Origin of the sequence: Bacteroides faecichinchillae JCM 17102 (genome assembly GCF_000614145.1) — a bacterium.
Lineage (GTDB): Bacteria > Bacteroidota > Bacteroidia > Bacteroidales > Bacteroidaceae > Bacteroides > Bacteroides faecichinchillae.
This window is the reverse complement of the sequence record NZ_BAKK01000027.1, coordinates 29,193-49,532: the sequence shown is the minus strand read 5'-3', so window position 1 is coordinate 49,532 and position 20,340 is coordinate 29,193. Positions and strand designations below refer to the sequence as shown.

Annotated in this window: 9 protein-coding genes and 5 pseudogenes; all 14 read left to right on the top strand. The window is 41.9% G+C overall.

Annotation, left to right across the window (positions count from 1 at the left end; genetic code table 11):
• The first annotated feature begins 75 nt into the window (after window positions 1-75).
• The 14 genes and pseudogenes from polA to JCM17102_RS27670 all read left to right on the top strand — a co-directional run bounded on the left by polA (window position 76) and on the right by JCM17102_RS27670 (window position 20,312).
• Window positions 76-2,914, top strand: a pseudogene (gene polA, locus JCM17102_RS27690) (DNA polymerase I).
• A gap of 618 nt (window positions 2,915-3,532) precedes the next feature.
• A complete protein-coding gene (locus JCM17102_RS13760; RefSeq protein ID WP_025075552.1) occupies window positions 3,533-4,435 on the top strand; it encodes a serine O-acetyltransferase in 903 nt (300 codons plus the stop codon).
• Window positions 4,436-4,451: 16 nt separating this feature from the next.
• A complete protein-coding gene (locus JCM17102_RS13755) occupies window positions 4,452-5,867 on the top strand; it encodes a THUMP domain-containing class I SAM-dependent RNA methyltransferase (RefSeq protein ID WP_025075551.1) in 1,416 nt (471 codons plus the stop codon).
• A gap of 247 nt (window positions 5,868-6,114) precedes the next feature.
• On the top strand, window positions 6,115-8,253 hold the full coding sequence (locus tag JCM17102_RS13750) for a S9 family peptidase (RefSeq protein ID WP_025075550.1): 2,139 nt from the start codon (window positions 6,115-6,117) through the stop codon (window positions 8,251-8,253).
• Between the two features lie 12 nt (window positions 8,254-8,265).
• A pseudogene (gene purD, locus JCM17102_RS27685) lies at window positions 8,266-9,539 on the top strand (phosphoribosylamine--glycine ligase).
• Window positions 9,540-9,705: 166 nt separating this feature from the next.
• Entirely contained in the window at window positions 9,706-10,716 is a 1,011-nt protein-coding gene (locus tag JCM17102_RS13740; RefSeq protein ID WP_025075549.1) for a hypothetical protein, read from the top strand.
• Complete coding sequence (locus tag JCM17102_RS13735) at window positions 10,701-11,180, top strand: YqaA family protein (protein ID WP_025075548.1); 480 nt, start codon at window positions 10,701-10,703, stop codon at window positions 11,178-11,180. Before JCM17102_RS13740 ends, JCM17102_RS13735 begins: the two co-directional genes overlap by 16 nt.
• Before the next feature lie 36 nt (window positions 11,181-11,216).
• A pseudogene (gene mnmC2, locus JCM17102_RS27680) lies at window positions 11,217-11,913 on the top strand (tRNA (5-methylaminomethyl-2-thiouridine)(34)-methyltransferase MnmC2).
• A 27-nt stretch (window positions 11,914-11,940) separates the two neighbouring features.
• Window positions 11,941-12,860 (top strand): annotated as a pseudogene (locus JCM17102_RS27675) (metal ABC transporter solute-binding protein, Zn/Mn family).
• Between the two features lie 139 nt (window positions 12,861-12,999).
• Window positions 13,000-13,794, top strand: a complete 795-nt coding sequence (locus JCM17102_RS13720; RefSeq protein ID WP_025075547.1) for a metal ABC transporter ATP-binding protein — start codon at window positions 13,000-13,002, stop codon at window positions 13,792-13,794.
• A gap of 89 nt (window positions 13,795-13,883) precedes the next feature.
• Complete coding sequence (locus JCM17102_RS32515; protein WP_081800221.1) at window positions 13,884-14,201, top strand: DUF4062 domain-containing protein; 318 nt, start codon at window positions 13,884-13,886, stop codon at window positions 14,199-14,201.
• Between the two features lie 74 nt (window positions 14,202-14,275).
• Window positions 14,276-15,049 (top strand): hypothetical protein, encoded by a 774-nt coding sequence (locus JCM17102_RS32630; RefSeq protein WP_444542049.1) that lies wholly within the window; start codon window positions 14,276-14,278, stop codon window positions 15,047-15,049.
• Window positions 15,027-16,667 carry a hypothetical protein gene (locus tag JCM17102_RS13710; protein WP_025075545.1) on the top strand — a complete coding sequence of 547 codons (1,641 nt, stop codon included), beginning with the start codon at window positions 15,027-15,029 and terminating at the stop codon, window positions 16,665-16,667. Before JCM17102_RS32630 ends, JCM17102_RS13710 begins: the two co-directional genes overlap by 23 nt.
• 229 nt (window positions 16,668-16,896) lie before the next feature.
• Window positions 16,897-20,312 (top strand): annotated as a pseudogene (locus JCM17102_RS27670) (glycosyltransferase family 117 protein).
• Window positions 20,313-20,340 lie beyond the last annotated feature (28 nt).

The following is a 20,340-nucleotide window of genomic DNA, read 5'->3' as shown; positions in this document are numbered from 1 at the left end:
TGAGTACAAATGTAATAATAAAACGTTTAATACGGTATTTTTTTGTACTTTTACCATGAAAAATTAAATAAATCTATGGAGTCAGACAATAAATTATTTCTTTTAGACGCTTACGCACTGATATATCGGGCATATTATGCCTTTATTAAAAACCCTAGAATTAATTCCAAAGGATTCAATACTTCAGCTATCCTCGGATTTGTCAATACGCTTGAGGAAGTGCTGAAGAAAGAGAATCCTAGTCATATAGGAGTAGCTTTCGATCCTGCCGGTCCTACTTTTCGCCATGAAGCCTTTGAGCAATATAAAGCACAGCGAGAAGAAACTCCGGAAGCCATTCGCCTATCCGTACCTATTATTAAAGATATCATTCGTGCTTATCGGATACCTATCCTTGAAGTTGCAGGCTTCGAAGCTGATGATGTGATCGGAACTCTTGCTACCAAAGCCGGAAAGCAAGGTATCATTACTTATATGATGACCCCTGATAAAGATTACGGTCAGTTGGTAACGGACCATATATCATGTACCGCCCTAAACATACCGGCGGTTTTGAAGTAATGGGTATCGAAGAGGTAAAAGCTAAGTTCGACATTCAATCTCCTGCCCAAGTAATAGATATGCTTGGTCTGATGGGTGATTCATCGGATAATATTCCTGGTTGCCCCGGAGTCGGAGAAAAGACAGCCCAAAAATTGATTGCCGAATTCGGAAGTATCGAAAATCTTTTGGAGCATACCGATCAACTGAAAGGAGCTTTGAAAACAAAAGTGGAAACGAATCGGAAATTGATCACTTTCTCCAAATTTCTGGCAACGATCAAAATTGATGTTCCCATCCAACTTGAAATGGATTCACTCGTTCGCGAACAGGTAGACGAAAATTCACTTCGTCAGATTTTTGAGGAATTGGAATTTAGAACTCTCATCGACCGTGTCCTCAAAAAAGAGAACTTCGGAAGTGAAACGGCAAATGGAAATAAAACAATAAGTAAAAGTCCCCTCTCTCCTCTTCCTCTTTTCCCGACGAAGAAGGGCCCGTACAAGGCGATTTGTTTGCGAATTTCACGAGCAACGAGACGGATGATTCAAAAAAAACAAATCTAGATACGTTAGAAACGCTAGGATGCGATTATCAACTCATTGATACAGAAGAGAAAAGAAGTAAAATTATTCAAAAGTTACTTACATCTAAAATTCTTTCGTTAGATACGGAAACTACAGGAACCGAACCAATGGATGCCGAACTAGTAGGAATAAGTTTCTCTATCGAAGAAAATCAAGCTTTTTATGTACCAGTTCCATCGGAACGAGACGAAGCGTTAAAAATAGTCAATGAGTTCCGTCCGGTTTATGAAAATGAAGATTCTTTGAAAATCGGACAGAATATCAAGTATGATATGATCGTTCTCCAAAATTATGGAGTAGAAGTAAAAGGTTCGCTCTTCGACACAATGATTGCCCATTATGTTCTTCAACCGGAACTTCGACATGGAATGGATTACCTGGCAGAAATTTATCTCCATTATCAAACTATCCATATTGATGAGCTTATTGGTCCGAGAGGAAAGAATCAGAAAAATATGCGTGATCTGTCACCTAAAGACGTTTACCGTTATGCGTGTGAAGATGCAGATGTGACACTGAAACTAAAGAATGTTCTCGAAAAAGAGTTGAAAGCTAACGATGCTGAACGTTTATTCTATGACATTGAAATGCCTCTTGTACCGGTATTGGTTAATATAGAACGTAATGGAGTATTGCTGGATACAGAAGCACTTAAACAGTCGTCAGCTCATTTCACAGCCCAAATGCAAAACATTGAGCAAGAAATCTACCAATTGGCAAAGGAATCATTCAACATTGCTTCCCCGAAACAAGTCGGAGAGATTTTGTTTGATAAACTAAAGATTGTAGAGAAAGCCAAAAAGACGAAGACCGGTCAGTATATTACATCGGAAGAAGTACTCGAAAGCCTCCGCCACAAACATCCCATAGTGGAAAAGATTTTGGAACACCGCGGATTGAAGAAGTTACTGGGAACATACATCGACGCGCTTCCCCAACTTATCAATCCTCGTACGGGACGGGTACATACGTCTTTCAACCAAACGGTAACCTCTACCGGACGACTTAGTTCAAGTAATCCGAATTTACAAAACATTCCTATCCGCGATGAAAACGGTAAAGAGATTCGCAAAGCATTCATTCCCGATGAGGGTAGCCTTTTCTTCTCTGCCGACTATTCTCAGATTGAGTTACGCATCATGGCACACCTCAGTGAAGATAAGAATATGATTGACGCTTTTCTCAGTAATTATGATATCCATGCTGCTACAGCAGCCAAGATTTATAATATTGATCTGAAAGAAGTAGGATCGGATATGCGCCGCAAAGCTAAAACTGCTAATTTCGGTATCATTTATGGTATATCCGTATTCGGTCTTGCCGAACGGATGAATGTAGACCGTAAAGAAGCCAAAGAATTAATCGACGGCTATTTTGAGACGTATCCGGGAGTGAAGGCTTATATGGATAAAAGCATACAAATAGCTCGCGAAAAAGGTTATGTAGAGACAATCTTCCATCGGAAACGCTTCTTGCCGGACATTAACTCGCGTAATGCAGTCGTTCGTGGTTATGCAGAACGTAATGCTATTAATGCACCTATTCAAGGAAGTGCCGCCGATATTATAAAAGTAGCCATGGCACGTATTTACAAAAGATTCCGGACAGAAGGAATTCAAGCCAAAATGATTCTTCAAGTACATGACGAATTGAATTTCAGTGTTCCTATCAATGAAAAGGAACGAGTCGAAGAAATTGTTATCGAAGAAATGGAAAACGCTTATCGTATGCATGTTCCTTTAAAAGCTGATTGCGGGTGGGGTAAAAATTGGCTTGAAGCTCATTAAAACTCCTTACTGAAGGCATATTCAAGAGATAAAACAAAGGCTAAAAGAGGTAATAACATTATTTAACTCGTCATTCAGAAAGCAAGAGAAATGAATATTTATACAACTTAATGCTATATTCTATATCCGGCAACTTACTGCCGGATATTTTTTTACTACCAATTTTATCAAAAAGCAAGTTGCTTTAACCAAGCATTTATAACACTTTGATAACATTTCTCGTCGCAACCATTCCTATATCAAATTTATATATACCTTTGCAACAGAAAAACAGATACATTAGTAGACAAAAGAAAGGATGCAAGAAAGCGTGCATCACTAATTATCTAAAATGGGACTACAATATATATTTTGTACAGTTCTATTCTGAACAATAGTAAGATAAAGCAAAACAAATCTATATATAACAAAACTCTCTCATTCTAATATTCTAACAAATAGAGGACGCCGTTTCTGATGAAGAAATGGCGTTTTCATATTTTAGAAGAGTTAAGTACAAAGTAGCTGGAAATGAAACGACTGATCTAATTGATTTATTTTATTCTGAATATCAACGATATTAATCATTTTTTTAATACCTTTGTGCCCATATCATATTAAAAATGAGTAACTGACCTAATGAGTCCACTGAACTTTACCCACATTTTGACACAGGCAGTCGATGAGCTATCGGAAAGCGAATCTTACAAAGGACTGTTTCATCAACATAAAGATGGCGAACCACTGCCTTCTGCTAAAGTCTTGTATGAGATTATCGAGCTTTCACGCTCCATTCTTTTTCCCGGATATTATGGTAATTCTACAATCAACAGTCGTACAATCAATTACCACATCGGTGTAAATATCGAAAAGCTATATGATTTGCTATCTGAGCAAATCTTGGCAGGGCTATGTTTTGGAACAGCAGAAGGTAAATGTAATACTTGTTCCGACTCCAAAAGAGAGGAAGCTGCTCGACTTGCCGCTAAGTTTATCAGTAAGTTGCCTTGTATGAGAAAAATATTGGCAACTGACGTAGAAGCCGCATACAATGGTGATCCTGCTGCCGAAAGTTATGGTGAAGTGATTTGTTGCTATCCTGCCATTAAAGCGATCAGTAATTACCGCATTGCACATGAATTATTAGAGTTAGGTGTTCCATTGATTCCCCGCATCATTACGGAAATGGCACATAGCGAAACTGGTATTGATATCCATCCGGGAGCTAAGATAGGTAGTTATTTCACGATTGACCATGGAACGGGTGTAGTAATTGGTGCTACAAGCATTATCGGAAATAACGTTAAGCTATATCAAGGTGTTACATTAGGAGCTAAGAGTTTCCCCTTGGATGCAGACGGAAAACCCATCAAAGGTATTCCTCGTCATCCAATATTGGAAGACAATGTTATTGTGTACTCCAACGCCACTATCTTAGGCAGAATCACCATAGGAAAAGACGCCACTGTAGGAGGTAACATCTGGGTAACAGAAAATGTGCCTGCAGGTGCGAAAATAGTACAAACTAAAGCTAAGAAATAAATTCAAATTACAATATATGAGCGAACAATTCGAGATTATTGCCAAGACTTTCCAAGGATTGGAAGAGATACTTGCAGAAGAACTGACAACATTAGGAGCCAACGACATTCAGATAGGACGCCGCATGGTTTCATTTACAGGAGATAAGCGTATGATGTACAAAGCAAATTTCTGCCTTCGTACTGCCATTCGCATCCTGAAACCAATTAAGCATTTTACCGCTAAAAATGCCGATGAGGTTTACAGTCAGATTCAAGAAATTCCTTGGGAGGAGTATCTGGACGCTGACAAGACATTTGCTATAGATGCGGTAGTGTTTAGCGAAGAGTTCCGCCATTCGAAGTTCGTTTCATACAAAGTAAAAGACGCCATCGTAGATTATTTTCGTGAGAAAACTGGGAAACGTCCGTCAGTGCGCATCAATAATCCGGATATTTTATTGAATATACATATCGCACAGACTACTTGTACATTGTCATTAGACTCTTCAGGTGAATCTCTTCATCGTCGTGGATACCGTCTGGAAGCGGTAGAAGCTCCATTGAATGAAGTATTGGCAGCAGGCATGATCCTGATGACTGGATGGCGTGGAGAATGTGACTTGATCGATCCGATGTGTGGTTCGGGTACAATTCCTATCGAAGCAGCGCTCATTGCTCGAAACATTGCCCCAGGAGTCTTTCGCAAAGGATTTGCATTCGAGAAGTGGGTGGATTTTGATGCGGATATGTTCGACGATATCTATAATGATGATAGCCAGGAACGCAAATTTGAGCATAAGATTTACGGTTATGACAATAACCCGAAAGCTAATGAGATTGCAACTCACAACATAAAAGCTGCCGGTGTATCCAAAGACGTAGTACTGAAACTGCAACCATTCCAGCAATTCGAACAACCGAAAGAGAAATCAATTATCATAACAAATCCTCCTTATGGTGAACGTATCTCTACGAATGACTTGCTCGGATTGTATCAGATGATTGGTGAACGTCTGAAACATGCTTTTGTTGGAAATGAGGCATGGGTACTTTCCTACCGCGAAGAATGTTTTGACCAGATAGGTTTGAAAGCAAATCAAAAGATTCCATTGTTCAATGGTCCACTGGAGTGTGAGTTCCGGAAATATGAAATTTTTGATGGAAAATACAAAGAATTCAAGAGCCAGGAAACAGAAGAAGGTGGACAAGGAGAAGATAAAAACAAGGGGGAAGAAGGATTTACTCCAAAATTCAAAGAGAGAAAAGACTTCAGACCTCGCAGAGAAGGGGAATTTAAGCCACGTAAAGATGAAGAATCCAGACCGAGACGGGAAGGTGAGTTCAAGCCACGCAGAGAGGGTGGATCCAGAGAGGAAGGAAGAGATCCGAAAGCACCGAGAGAATTCAGAGGTAATCGGGAGCCTAGAATTCCTAAGAAGACTGAAGAATAGTTAGAATGAATAGTTAATGACAAGTTCAATCATTACTCCTCATTAACTAATTGATACACAGCTTTGGGGCATAAATTATAACCTAAAACTTAAATAACAGTATCGTCTGACAGAGAGAGCTACGAAAAGCTATGTGATGAATTATTTTTGGATTTCGCTAAATTAAATGCAGTCGTTCAGATAAAAACGACCACTCTTGGAAAAGTAACAATAGATAGATTTAAAATAAATAATAAAGAAGAAAACAATGAATAAAATTGGAAAAAGAACCATCTTGTTATTGATGGCACTGCCAATGGTAATCAATGTTATGGCACAAGAAATGAAAAAGCTGACACTGGATGACTTAATTCCGGGTGGCGAAACATACCGATATGCAGAAAACCTCTACGCGCTACAATGGTGGGGGGATGAATGCATTAAACCGGGTATTGATACAATTTATACAATTCAGCCCCAAACGGGTAAAGAAACAATGCTCGTTGCTCGGGAGCAGATCAACAAAGTACTAGAGGCTAACAAATTAGGAAAGCTATCTCATTTATATTCTGTTAGCTTCCCCTGGGCGAACAAGTCACAACTACTATTGACTCTACCGGGTAAATATATTGTATATGACTTTAAGACAGATCAACTAGTCAGTTCACTCAAACTGAAAGAGAAAGCAAGTAATCAAGATTATTGTGCAGCTAGTGGGAAAGTGGCATACACCATAGGAAACAACCTATATGTAAACGATCAGGCAGTGACCGATGAACCTGAAGGAATCGTTTGCGGACAATCGGTACACCGCAATGAGTTCGGTATTGAGAAAGGTACATTCTGGAGTCCAAAAGGAAACCTACTTGCCTTCTACCGCATGGATGAAAGTATGGTCACACAATATCCGCTTGTAGACATTACGACACGTGTGGGAGAAGTAAACAATATCCGTTATCCAATGGCGGGAATGACTAGTCATAAGGTAAAAGTAGGTATTTACAACCCGGAAACAGGAAAAAGTATCTATCTGAATGCAGGTGATCCTACCGATCGCTATTTCACTAATATTAGTTGGGCACCGGATGAAAAAAGCCTCTATCTTATTGAATTGAATCGTGACCAAAACCATGCCAAACTTTGCCAATACAATGCAGAAACGGGAGACTTGGTAAAGATTCTGTTCGAAGAAAGTCATCCCAAATATGTAGAGCCCCAACATCCGATTACTTTCCTACCTTGGGACAATAGTAAATTCATTTATCAAAGTCAAAAAGATGGTTTCAATCACCTCTATTTGTATAATACGGAAGGTAAGCTACTGAAACAACTAACAAAGGGAAATTGGTTAGTAAGTGAATTAATGGGCTTTAACACAAAAAAGAAAGAAGTTATCTTCACAGCCATAGAAGGTTTGAAAAGTGGACATTTTGTTGTTAATGTCAGCAACGGAAAGATAAATCAGCCATTCGATACTTGCAAAGAAAGTCAGCATAACGGAATACTCAATGCTTCGGGTACCTATCTCATTGACTTTTCTTCTGCTAAAAATAAAGCCCGTACTATCGATTTGGTAGATACTAAAAACTTCAAAAGTATCAATCTACTTCAATCTAAAAACCCGTATGAAGGTTATCAAATGCCTACTCTCGAAACCGGAACGATCAAAGCAGCGGACGGTACCACTGATCTATACTATCGATTGATGAAACCGGCAGACTTCGATCCGAACAAGAAATATCCTGTCATTGTCTATGTCTATGGTGGTCCCCACGCACAATGTGTGACAGGCGGATGGCTGAACGGTGCACGTGGATGGGACATTTACATGGCAAACAAAGGCTACATCATGTTTACTATCGACAACCGGGGTAGTTCTAACCGAGGTTTAGAGTTTGAGAATGCTACTTTCCGCCATTTGGGTATCGAAGAAGGTAAGGACCAAGTAAAAGGAATCGAATATCTGAAGTCTCTCCCTTATGTAGACGGTAACCGTATCGGTGTACATGGATGGAGCTTCGGAGGACACATGACTACTGCTCTCCTACTCCGTTACCCGGAGATATTTAAAGTAGGTGTAGCCGGAGGTCCCGTTATCGATTGGGGATATTACGAAATAATGTACGGCGAGCGCTATATGGACACACCTCAAAGCAATCCGGAAGGATATAAGGAATGCAACCTTAAAAACCTTGCAGGACAACTGAAAGGACGTCTTCTGATCATTCATGACGACCATGACGATACATGTGTACCACAGCATACGCTTTCGTTTATGAAAGCCTGTGTAGACTCACGTACTTATCCCGACCTGTTTATTTACCCCTGCCATAAGCACAATGTCTCAGGTCGCGACCGCGTACACTTACACGAGAAAATTACCCGATATTTTGAAGAACATTTATAATACCTACTGATTATGAAGATATTATTATTAGGCTCGGGCGGCCGCGAACATGCACTTGCATGGAAAATTGCCCAAAGTCCAAAAGTAGAAAAGTTGTATATTGCACCGGGAAATGCAGGAACCACCGCCGTAGGCGAAAACGTAAATATCAAAGCTACTGATTTTGATGCAATCGGTGCTTTTGCTGTAAAAGAGAATATCAATATGGTTGTTGTAGGTCCGGAAGATCCGTTGGTACAAGGTATCTACGACTACTTTCAGAATCATCCCGAATTGAAACATATTGCCGTTATCGGTCCTTCTGCCAAAGGAGCACAGTTAGAAGGGAGCAAAGAATTTGCGAAAGGTTTCATGATGCGTCATCATATCCCGACAGCACGCTACAAAAGCATTACAGCCAATAACCTTGAAGAAGGACTGTCCTTCCTTGAAACGCTGGAAGCTCCTTACGTACTGAAAGCAGACGGCCTTTGTGCCGGAAAAGGTGTTTTGATCCTGCCTACACTGGATGAAGCCAAAAAAGAATTGAAAGAAATGCTTGGGGGCATGTTTGGTTCTGCATCGGCAACTGTCGTTATCGAAGAGTTCCTGAGTGGTATCGAATGTTCCGTATTCGTACTTACAGATGGAGAGAACTACAAAGTACTTCCCGTTGCCAAAGACTACAAACGTATCGGAGAAGGTGACAAAGGCCTCAATACCGGTGGTATGGGTAGCGTAACTCCTGTCCCATTTGCAGACGAAGAATTTATGGAAAAAGTACGTACACGAATCATCGAACCTACCATCAACGGGTTGAAAGAAGAAAACATCACGTACAAAGGTTTCATTTTCCTCGGATTGATCAGAGTAAAAGGCGAACCGATGGTAATCGAATATAACGTTCGTATGGGCGATCCGGAAACAGAGAGTGTAATGCTTCGTATCCAGAGCGACTTCGTTGAATTGCTGGAAGGTACAGCCACAGGCAATCTTAACGAAAAGGAATTGGTTATGGACCACGCTCCGCAGGTTGTGTGATTCTTGTTAGTGGCGGTTATCCCGAAGCTTACGAGAAAGGATTCCCTATCAGCGGACTGGAACAAGCTACCACCACGGACAGTATCATTTTCCATGCCGGAACAACCGAGAAAGAGGGTCAGGTGGTAACAAATGGAGGACGTGTTATTGCAGTTTGCTCTTACGGTGCAACTAAAGAAGAAGCATTGGCTCAGAGCTATAAAGTGGCGGATATGATAGATTTCGACAAGAAATACTTCCGCCGCGACATTGGATTTGACCTGTAAAACAAGGGATAGTAAAACCGTTTGGTAAACATATATACTCATCATGGTGGGTATATATGTACGGTACGGTGGATCTATATGCCCACTACGGTATACAGATAGGGATAGTAAACGACTCAAAGACAGAGACTAAATACACAATAAATTTCTTGCTAAACTTTAATTAATGAGGAACAAAAGATTACAAGGCCAGATAACGGCAGGACGTTGGACATTACCAGCCGTCATCCTTATCTGCACTCTCTTCTGGGTGCTGACTTCCCTCTTATTGCCCGACCTCACTTCCTCATTAGGCAAAGAAGGAGGTTCTACTATCTGGCAGTCTACCCGTTCCCTATTGCTCCCCTCATGGGCAGACCGTATTTTCAGCTATCTGGTATATGCAATTATCGGCTATTTCCTGATCGAGATAAACAACCGTTTTACCATCATACGTATGCGGGCTTCCGTACAGACAGCGATTTACTTTCTGCTAGTTACTGTCTGCCCGGAAATGCACCTGTTATATGCCGGAGACATTGCTGCTCTTGCTTTTTTGATCTCCCTTTGTTTTTTATTCAACAGCTATCAACAATCGCAAACATCAGGCAATCTGTTTTATTCCTTCTTCTTTATCGGAGCAGGAAGTATCTTTTTTCCTCAGCTCACTTTCCTGTCGGTGTTGTGGTTACTCGGAGCTTACCGTTTTCAATCACTCAATCCACGCAGTTTCTGTGCAGCGATATTGGGATGGATGCTTCCCTATTGGATGTTATTCGGACACGCCTTCTTCTACAGTCAGATGGCCTTGTTCTACCAACCTTTCTACGATCTGATTTCGTTTGGAAATGTCTTCGATTTACAATCCTTGCAACCCTGGGAATTTGCAACACTTGGCTTCTTGCTTGTATTGTATATTGTCAGTACAGCTCACTGTATTGTTGCCGGTTTTGAAGACAAGATACGCACGCGCGCTTATTTGCAGTTTCTCATTGAGTTGACTGCTTTCCTCTTTTTGCTGATAGCTTTACAACCTATACAGTGCAACGACCTTCTACCACTTCTGATGATAAGCAGCAGTATCTTGATCGGACACCTTTTTACGCTGACCAACAGTAAAACATCCAATGTGTTTTTCATTATAACGATGGTTAGCCTCATCCTTTTATTCGGTTTTAATATATGGACGCTTTTATAGATTCAACCATACAGCTTCTCATTGATTGGGGATTGCCGGGATTGTTTATTTCGGCCATGTTAGCAGGAAGTATTATACCTTTCAGTTCTGAGCTCGTGCTAGTTACATTAGTAAAACTCGGCCTAAATCCTACTGCGTGTATACTTGCTGCTACTTTGGGCAATACGGTGGGTGGAATGACTTGTTATTACATGGGTCGTCTAGGCAAGATAAGCTGGATTGAGAAATACTTTAAAGTAAAGAAAGAGAAAATAGACAAGATGGTTACCTTCCTGCAAGGGAAAGGGGCATTAATGGCATTTTTTACCTTCCTGCCTGCCATTGGCGAAGTAGTAGCCATTGCACTGGGATTTATGCGAAGCAACACATGGCTTACTGTCACTTCCATGTTTATAGGTAAACTATTGCGCTATATTCTTCTACTATATGTATTGGAGAATGCTTGGAACATAGTTGCAGGATAAAAGAAAAGAAACATAAAGATAAGAAATTAAAATAGGATGAAAAGAGTAATTGAAAAAACCGACGACGGAAGTGCAACTCTGTTTGTACCCGAATTGAATGAGCATTATCATTCAATCAAAGGGGCACGTACAGAATCGCAACACATTTTCATCCACATGGGACTGGAAGCATCTGATATGCCCTCACCCCGAATTCTGGAAATTGGCTTCGGCACAGGACTAAATGCCTGGCTTACGCTTGAGGAAGCAGAAAGAAACCACCGGAATATACACTATACAGGATTAGAACTCTACCCTCTAGAATGGTCGATAATAGAACAACTAGGCTATATCAAGGATAGCGAACAACTAACCATAAATAACCAACCAGTAACAGCTATCGAACTGTTTAAACAGCTTCACATTTCACCTTGGGAAGAAGAAGTCTGCCTCAGTCCACACTTCACCCTGCGGAAAGTACAGGCAGACTTTAACGAATGGATCTTCCATTCTCTGCCAGACAGCCCTGATATCGTCTATTTCGATGCATTTGCCCCCGAAAAACAGCCGGAAATGTGGTCTCAAGAACTATTCAACCGTTTATATGTTTTATTAAGCAATGATGGGATTCTGACCACTTATTGTGCCAAAGGAGTAATCCGGAGGATGTTGCAAACCGCAGGATTTGTAGTCGAACGTTTACCGGGCTCCGGGAGGTAAACGGGAAATATTACGAGCCCGCAAACAAGTATAACAATCAAAGAAATTAAAAGAACCAGTCATGAAAAAACAACTAAAAAATAAATGTACTTTCTTGTTGCTCAGCACCTGTCTTTTACTGGCAGCTTGCACAGGAAATTCATCCAAGTCAAACGATAAAGAAGGTGAAAAACCGGTTATCACCGTTACCTTGGAACCGCAACGTTACTTCACCGAAGCAATTGCCGGCGACAAGTTTAAGGTAGTCAGTATGGTTCCCAAAGGTTCTAGTCCGGAGACTTATGATCCTGTCCCGCAGCAACTTGTATCCTTGGGGGATAGTAAAGCGTATTTCCGAATCGGCTATATCGGATTTGAACAAACATGGATGGATCGTTTAATGAATAATACTCCGCATATACAGATGTTCGATACTTCAAAAGGAGTAGATCTTATCCTGAGTAATGAAGATCCGGGACATGGACATACGTCTCATGATGGTCATATTCACTCTATAGAGCCTCATATATGGAATTCTGCGACCAATGCTTTGATCATTGCCGGAAACACCTATAAAGCACTCTGCACGCTCGATAAAGCCAATCAAGCTTATTATTTCGCACGTTATGATTCTCTCTGCCAACGTATACAATATACTGATAGTATCATTTGTGAGCAGTTGTCAAAGCCTGAAGCGGCTAAAGCATTTATGATTTATCATCCGGCTCTCTCCTACTTTGCCCGCGACTACGGGTTACATCAGATTTCTATCGAAGAGGGAGGAAAAGAACCCTCTCCTGCCCATTTGAAAGATTGATAGACTTATGTAAAGAAGAAAACGTACAAGTTATCTTCGTACAACCAGAGTTTGACAAAAGAAATGCAGAGACAATAGCGCAGCAAACGGGAACACGCGTGGTCCCCATCAATCCGCTAAATTATGATTGGGAAACGGAAATGTTGAATGTGGCAAATGCACTTATGCCTGTTGAGAAACCTTGATAAACGGACAATCTACACCCAAAGCCTCTTTGAATATTTCATTGGCTTGGGTGCGTAGCTGTTTGACTAACTTCTGGATTTTATCATTTAATTGCTTACCTTTGTTCCAATAATATCAAACTACAAGTAGGAAGTAACTATGGCTGCAACTCCCATCATCGAAATAAAGAATCTTTCTGCCGGGTACGACGGTCGTACCGTTCTTCATGATGTAAACCTCAATATCTACGAACAGGATTTCTTAGGTATTATCGGTCCCAATGGAGGAGGTAAAACGACATTAATCAAATGTATCCTAGGTCTGTTGAAACCTACCGGAGGGGAAATAATCTTTCATATCGGACAAAACGATAACCATTTTCAAATCCCAACTTCCAGCTCAGAAATTTCTCTCGGCTATCTCCCGCAATACAACAGCATCGACCGGAAGTTTCCTATTTCAGTAGAAGAAGTAATCTTGTCAGGTTTAAGCATTCAGAAATCGCTAACCTCACGCTTTACGCCGGAACAAAAAGAGAAAGGAAAACAAATCGTTTCCCGTATGGGACTGGAAGGTCTCGAACATCGCGCTATCGGACAATTAAGTGGCGGACAACTACAACGTGCTCTATTGGGACGTGCCATTATCTCCGATCCTTCCGCCTTGATTCTTGATGAACCAAGTACCTATATCGACAAACGTTTCGAAGCACGTTTGTACGAATTGCTGGCTGAAATCAATAAAGAGTGCGCTATTATTCTCGTCAGCCATGATATCGGCACAGTGCTTCAGCAAGTGAAATCCATTGCCTGTGTCAATGAGACACTGGATTATCATCCGGATACAGAGGTCACTACAGAATGGTTGGAAAAGAACTTTAATTGTCCGATCGAATTACTTGGACATGGAACACTTCCACATCGTATCCTTGGAGAGCATCATCACCATCATTAGGTTTCGTTTCCGGATGATGAAAAACACCTTTATGCCTTCTTGGTTATGTACAAACTCCACCTCCGTCACACTACAAATCAATACCAACTATGAGTACCAGCCAACATAGCTTCCGCCGCATCAAGCTTTTTCTATCCTCGACGTTTTGCGACATGAACACTGAGCGTGACTATCTCGTCACTTACATTTTTCCTCGTATCCATCAATATTGCGCTACCCGTTTCCTCGAATTCATTCCTATCGACTTGCGTTGGGGAATCCCCGAAGAGGAGAGTCGCAATGGTTTGGTGCTTACTACTTGCTTAGAGGAAGTCGACAACTCCCGTCCGTTCTTCATTGGCCTCCTTGGTTCTCGTTACGGCTGGATGCTACTGAATCGGAACTTACCGGACTTCGCCCATCAGTAGAAGATCAGCGTCCCTGGCTCAATGCCAAAGTAGCAGAATCGGCCAGTATCACCGAAATAGAAATAGAATATGGTGTGCTTCGTGATATGGACATCCCTCATGCTTGTTTCTTCATTCGCTCCGCTGAAATGGAGGTGCCCGACGAATTCAAAGAAGCTACCGGATCTGTGGCAGAATACCGCCTTTCTCTGCTCAAGAAGAAAATTCGCACCCAAAATAAATATCCTGTCTACGACTATTCCTCTCCCGAACAACTCGGCGAAACCCTCATGAACAAAATCATCGCTATGATTGAAACCGAATATCCTGCTGATACCGTTAATGCCGCTGATGTTCTTAAAGGTCGCCATGAGTTCGCCCTTAAACGTCGCTCCGATACCCTCTGCGAGATTTCTGAAACTCGCCGTAACTTCGATAAATGGATTGAAGACGGCAATCAGCTCCTTCTCCTCAAAGGTCCGTCGGGTTCAGGGACCTCTACCGGTCTGGCATATAGCGTCGTTGATCTCCGCCGCACATATCCAAACAATAAAATCATCTACTACGATTTTGAAATAGCCGATCCGGGACAGGATCCGGTCGATGCCTTTCTCGGTTTTTTGTCACTTGAACAGTGTCGCCTTTCCAAAGACGAATGGAGTATGATAGCAGTAGATAATTCTTCACAACTCGATGCCTCCGAAGTAGAACGCATCATGGAGTGGATCGACTCCCTGCCCAGCAATATTCATGTAGCATTTGCAGCCGCTTCCACATCGCCACTCATTACCATTCTTCAATATCGATACGCCTGCAAGTATCACCTTTCACGGCCTCACTCTACAGATGCAACCGGAGTTTATCAATAACTTTACCCGACGCTTCGGTAAGCGTCTTACCGAAAAACAAATCAAAGCCATTACTGCCGGACGTCACTCCAACGACCCTACTGTATTGAAGGTTCTACTCAATTCGTTAGTCAATTTCGGTTCAATAGAGCAATTGGATGACCGAATAGCAAAATTAGTCGATAGTTCCAGTTTCTCCATCTTTTCCGGACTTCTTTATGAAGGACGCGATACCTTCCATAAAATCGGTCTTTTACGTGAATTCGCAGAAGCCACTGTTGCTATCTCTCTAATGCCTATCGGCATATCCGAATCCGATCTTCTGAATGCCACCGGTATGTCACAAGCCAAATGGTCGGTGATCCGCCCTTACATTATTCAATTTTGTAAAGGCAATAACGATCGGCTGACTTTTGTAGAAAGTAGTTGGAATCAAGATGTGAAGAATTGCTGGGGAACTCCCTTCCGTGCTGCCATCGGTATTAAACTTATCGACTGGTATCTCGCGGACCCTGTTCGACTCGCGCGTGCCGCCAAAGCTGTAGCTTCTATCTACTCCGATATCTGGCATCTCCCCATGGAAGATGATGACCTCAAGAAATTGAACGAGAAAGTCTTCTCTATTGCTCTCTCACCCAGCACAGTCAGCGTCCTCAACAACACATATCTTTCAACATTGTGGAAGCTACTATCATCACAGTCAATGCAAGAGATACCCCAATTCTATATCGGTCGTCCACTCCCAGCTCTGTTGCCACAAGAAGTTATCAAGCACTACCTACGATTGGCTCACATTGCTTCCAGTCAATGTCGTGGAGCTGATGCCGCATTCTGCTACGAACGCATTGCTGAATTAAAAACAGGACTAAATCATCAAGATGCTCCTCTTTACCATGCTATGGCATGCTTGGAAATCGGACAGGCCTCCCGAGCACTTGAAATCATCGACACATCAAGATTGGCAGTCACGAAACGAACGTTATTCGCTCGCCTCTCTTTCCAAAAGTCCGATGTACATATTGCCCCCCATACACGACTTAAAGCTATATTACTACGCAGCAAAACTTTCTTGCTCAAAGGTGATTGGTTTACTTTCTTTAAAACAATGATGCAATTCATCGACCTTGCCGAAGAAATAGGCGAAAATACATCTCCTGCTGAAATTGAGACTTGTGCCGAAGGAACGGTGATGGTATGCTATGTACTCAGTTGCTACAGTACCGCCATTGAGGATCATAAACAAGCTATTGAATTCAGTCAAATGATAAGCGAATACGTTGAACGATTAGGCGTGGGGCACCCCCTGTCTTACTTATTTATGATGGCAAAAACATTTCGCCTATTCAGAGCCGGCAACTTCAACGAAATGCTCAATGCTGCCTATTGGACCGAACAGTCGGCATGTATGGCTTTCGGTAGGGAATCTTACCAATATGGTAGAGCCCACATACTTTATACCTACGCCCATTTCAAACTTCATGGCGATCATGGTGATCCTCATCAAGCCGGAACATTTATAACCCCAGAAACTATATTCGCTCGTTTGAAACATTCCGCAATAACAACATCGATTGGCAATCTGTCGACCTCGATGTCCGACAAGAAATCCTCCGCGAATGCAATTTATTCCGTAAGCTGATCAGAGACGTTCAACCGCTCCCCGAACAGCAACGTATGGATAGCGAATGCGACACACTACGCCAGCACTTCGGCTTATAGTCAGCTGAAAGCAATGAAATTCTTTTTATAATCACGAAATCGCCCCTCTGATACTTAATAAATCTTACTTTCTTCTACTTTATGCCCGTAAATCATTATCTTTGCGCCCATCTAATCTGTTTTTAACGAATAAACTACGATAAGTGCTAATGAAACAGTACAGAACCGTAAACAACCTGATGGGTTGGCTTACATTCATCATCGCAGCAACGGTCTATTGCCTTACAATAGAGCCGACTGCTAGTTTCTGGGATTGTCCCGAGTTTATAACCACCGGCTACAAACTGGAAGTCGGTCACCCACCCGGCGCACCTTTCTTTATGCTGATGGCAAATTTGTTTACTCAATTTGCTTCCGATGTAACCACTGTTGCTAAAATGGTAAATTATATGAGTGCCTGATGAGCGGTGCCTGTATTCTGTTCCTCTTCTGGAGTATTACCCATTTAGTTCGCAAGTTAGTCATCACCGACGAAAATAACATTACCAAAGGGCAACTCATAACAATTATGGGTAGTGGACTGGTAGGTGCTCTGGTCTATACATTCAGCGATACCTTCTGGTTTTCAGCAGTAGAAGGCGAAGTATATGCTTTCTCTTCCCTGTTCACCGCCGTCGTATTCTGGCTGATCTTGAAGTGGGAAGACGTAGCCGACCAACCTCACAGTGACCGTTGGCTTATCCTGATTGCTTATTTGACGGGATTGAGTATCGGCGTTCACTTGTTGAACTTGCTTTGTCTACCGGCGATCGTATTGGTATATTACTACAAAAAAACACCGAATGCCACTGCAAAAGGTTCATTGCTTGCCCTCATCGGATCGGGGGTACTAGTAGCAGCCGTATTATATGGTATCGTTCCAGGTATCGTGAAAGTAGGTGGTTGGTTTGAACTCATGTTTGTCAATGGAATGGGAATGCCGTTCAATACAGGTGTAGTGGTTTATATCATCATTCTGGCAGCTTCCCTTATCTGGGGTATATACGAAAGCTATACGGAGAAAAGCAGACTACGTATGGCTATCTCCTTTATCCTCACCATTGCCCTGTTGGGTATTCCGTTCTACGGACATGGAGCCAGCAGCATCCTAATTGGTATTTTAGTGATTGCCGTATTGACTATCTACCTTGCTCCACAGGTACAGAAAAAGATAAAAGAGAAATGGCGTATTTCCGCACGTACCATGAATACAACTTTGTTGTGTACCATGATGATTGTAATCGGATATTCGTCTTATGCACTGATCGTAATCCGTTCCACAGCCAATACTCCGATGGATCAGAACTCCCCGGAAGACATCTTCACTTTAGGTGAATACCTGGGTCGTGAGCAATACGGAACACGTCCGCTCTTCTACGGTCCTGCTTACTCATCAAAAGTAGCACTCGACACAAAAGATGGCTATTGCATACCTCGCCAATCAGAAACCGGAGTAAAATATATCCGTAAGGAAAAGACTTCTCCGGACGAAAAAGACTCTTATATCCAACTTCCCGGACGCATCGAATACGAATATGCACAGAACATGCTATTCCCCCGTATGTACAGTGCCTCACATGCCGGACTCTACAAACAATGGGTAGATGTGAAAGGTTATGATGTTCCTTACGACCAATGCGGTGAAATGGTGATGGTAAACATGCCGACGCAATGGGAAAACATCAAATATTTCTTCTCTTACCAATTGAATTTCATGTACTGGCGTTACTTCATGTGGAACTTCGCCGGACGTCAAAACGATATTCAAGGTAGTGGAGAAATCGAACATGGCAATTGGATCACAGGTATCCCATTCATAGATAACCTATTAGTAGGCAACCAGGAATTACTACCACAAGATCTAAAAGACAATAAGGGACGCAACGTCTTTTACTGTCTACCGTTGATACTTGGTTTGATCGGCCTGTTCTGGCAAGCTTATCACAGCCAACGCGGTATTCAACAATTCTGGGTTGTTTTCTTCCTGTTCTTTATGACAGGTATTGCCATTGTGCTCTACCTCAACCAAACACCTGCACAGCCTCGTGAACGTGACTACGCGTATGCAGGTTCCTTCTATGCCTTTGCCATCTGGATAGGTATGGGAGTAGCGGGTATCATTCATTTATTACGGGAATACTGTAAGATGAAAGAACTTCCGGCGGCGGCATTAGCTTCCGTACTTTGCTTATTGGTTCCTATTCAAATGGCAGGACAAACCTGGGATGACCACGATCGCAGCGGACGCTTCGTTGCGCGCGACTTTGGTCAAAATTACTTGATGACCCTTCAGGAAGAAGGTAATCCGATCATCTATACGAATGGTGATAACGATACCTTCCCTCTGTGGTACAATCAGGAAACAGAAGAATTCCGCACTGATGCGCGTACCTGTAATCTGAGTTATTTGCAAACCGATTGGTATATCGACCAGATGAAACGTCCGGCCTACGATTCACCTTCACTCCCTATCACATGGGATCGCGTGGAATACGTAGAAGGTCAGAATGAATATATCCCTATCCATCCGGAGGTAAGATCACTTATCGACAACTATTTCAAACAGGCAAATGAATTAGCTGCCCAAGGGGATACTACCGTACTTTCACTTGTTCATTCCATCTTTGGTGAAAATCCTTATGAACTGAAAGAAATCATTAACCGTTGGATACTCGGCAAGAATGACCAACTTAAAGAACTGCTCAAAAAGACAGGACAGGACATCAAATTACCGCTTATTCCTACAGATAGTATTGTCATGAAGATCGATGAAGAGGCTGTCCGCCGCTCCGGAATGAAGATACCGGAAGCATTGGGTGACTCTATCCCCGAATATATGACTATCTTACTGAAAGATGCAAACGGTAGTTCAAAACGTGCACTCTACAAGAGTGAACTGATGATGCTCGAAATGCTTGCCAACGCTAACTGGGAACGTCCTATCTATATGGCAATCACTGTAGGTAGCGAAAATAACCTGGGTATGACCAATCATTTCATACAAGAAGGTCTTGCCTATCGTTTTACTCCGTTTGATACTGATAAGCTGGATAGCAAAATCGACAGTGAAAAGATGTACGACAATCTGATGAACAAATTCAAGTTCGGAGGTATTGACAAACCGGGTATTTATATTGATGAAAATGTGATGCGTATGTGTGATACACACCGTCGTATTTTTACTCAGCTTGTCGGCCAGCTCATCAAAGAAGGTAAGAAAGACAAAGCTCTTGCCGCACTTGACTACGCTGAAAAGATGATACCTGCTTACAACGTACCTTACGACTGGAGAAACGGTGCCTTCCAAATGGCAGAATCATACTATCAACTAGGCCAGACAGAGAAAGCAGATAAGATAATCGATGCACTTGCCAACAAATCGCTCGAATATATGATTTGGTATCTCAGCCTCAATGATAATCAGCTTGCAATCTCAGGCGAAAACTTCATGTACAATGCAAGCTTGCTTGACGCTGAAGTCCGCTTAATGGAAAAATACAAATCAGAAAAACTCGCAAAACATTATTCCGCACAACTCGAACAATTATACAACGAGTACGTGACGATAATGAAAGGAAAACAATAATAAATTAAGCATGAGAATAAAGAATGAA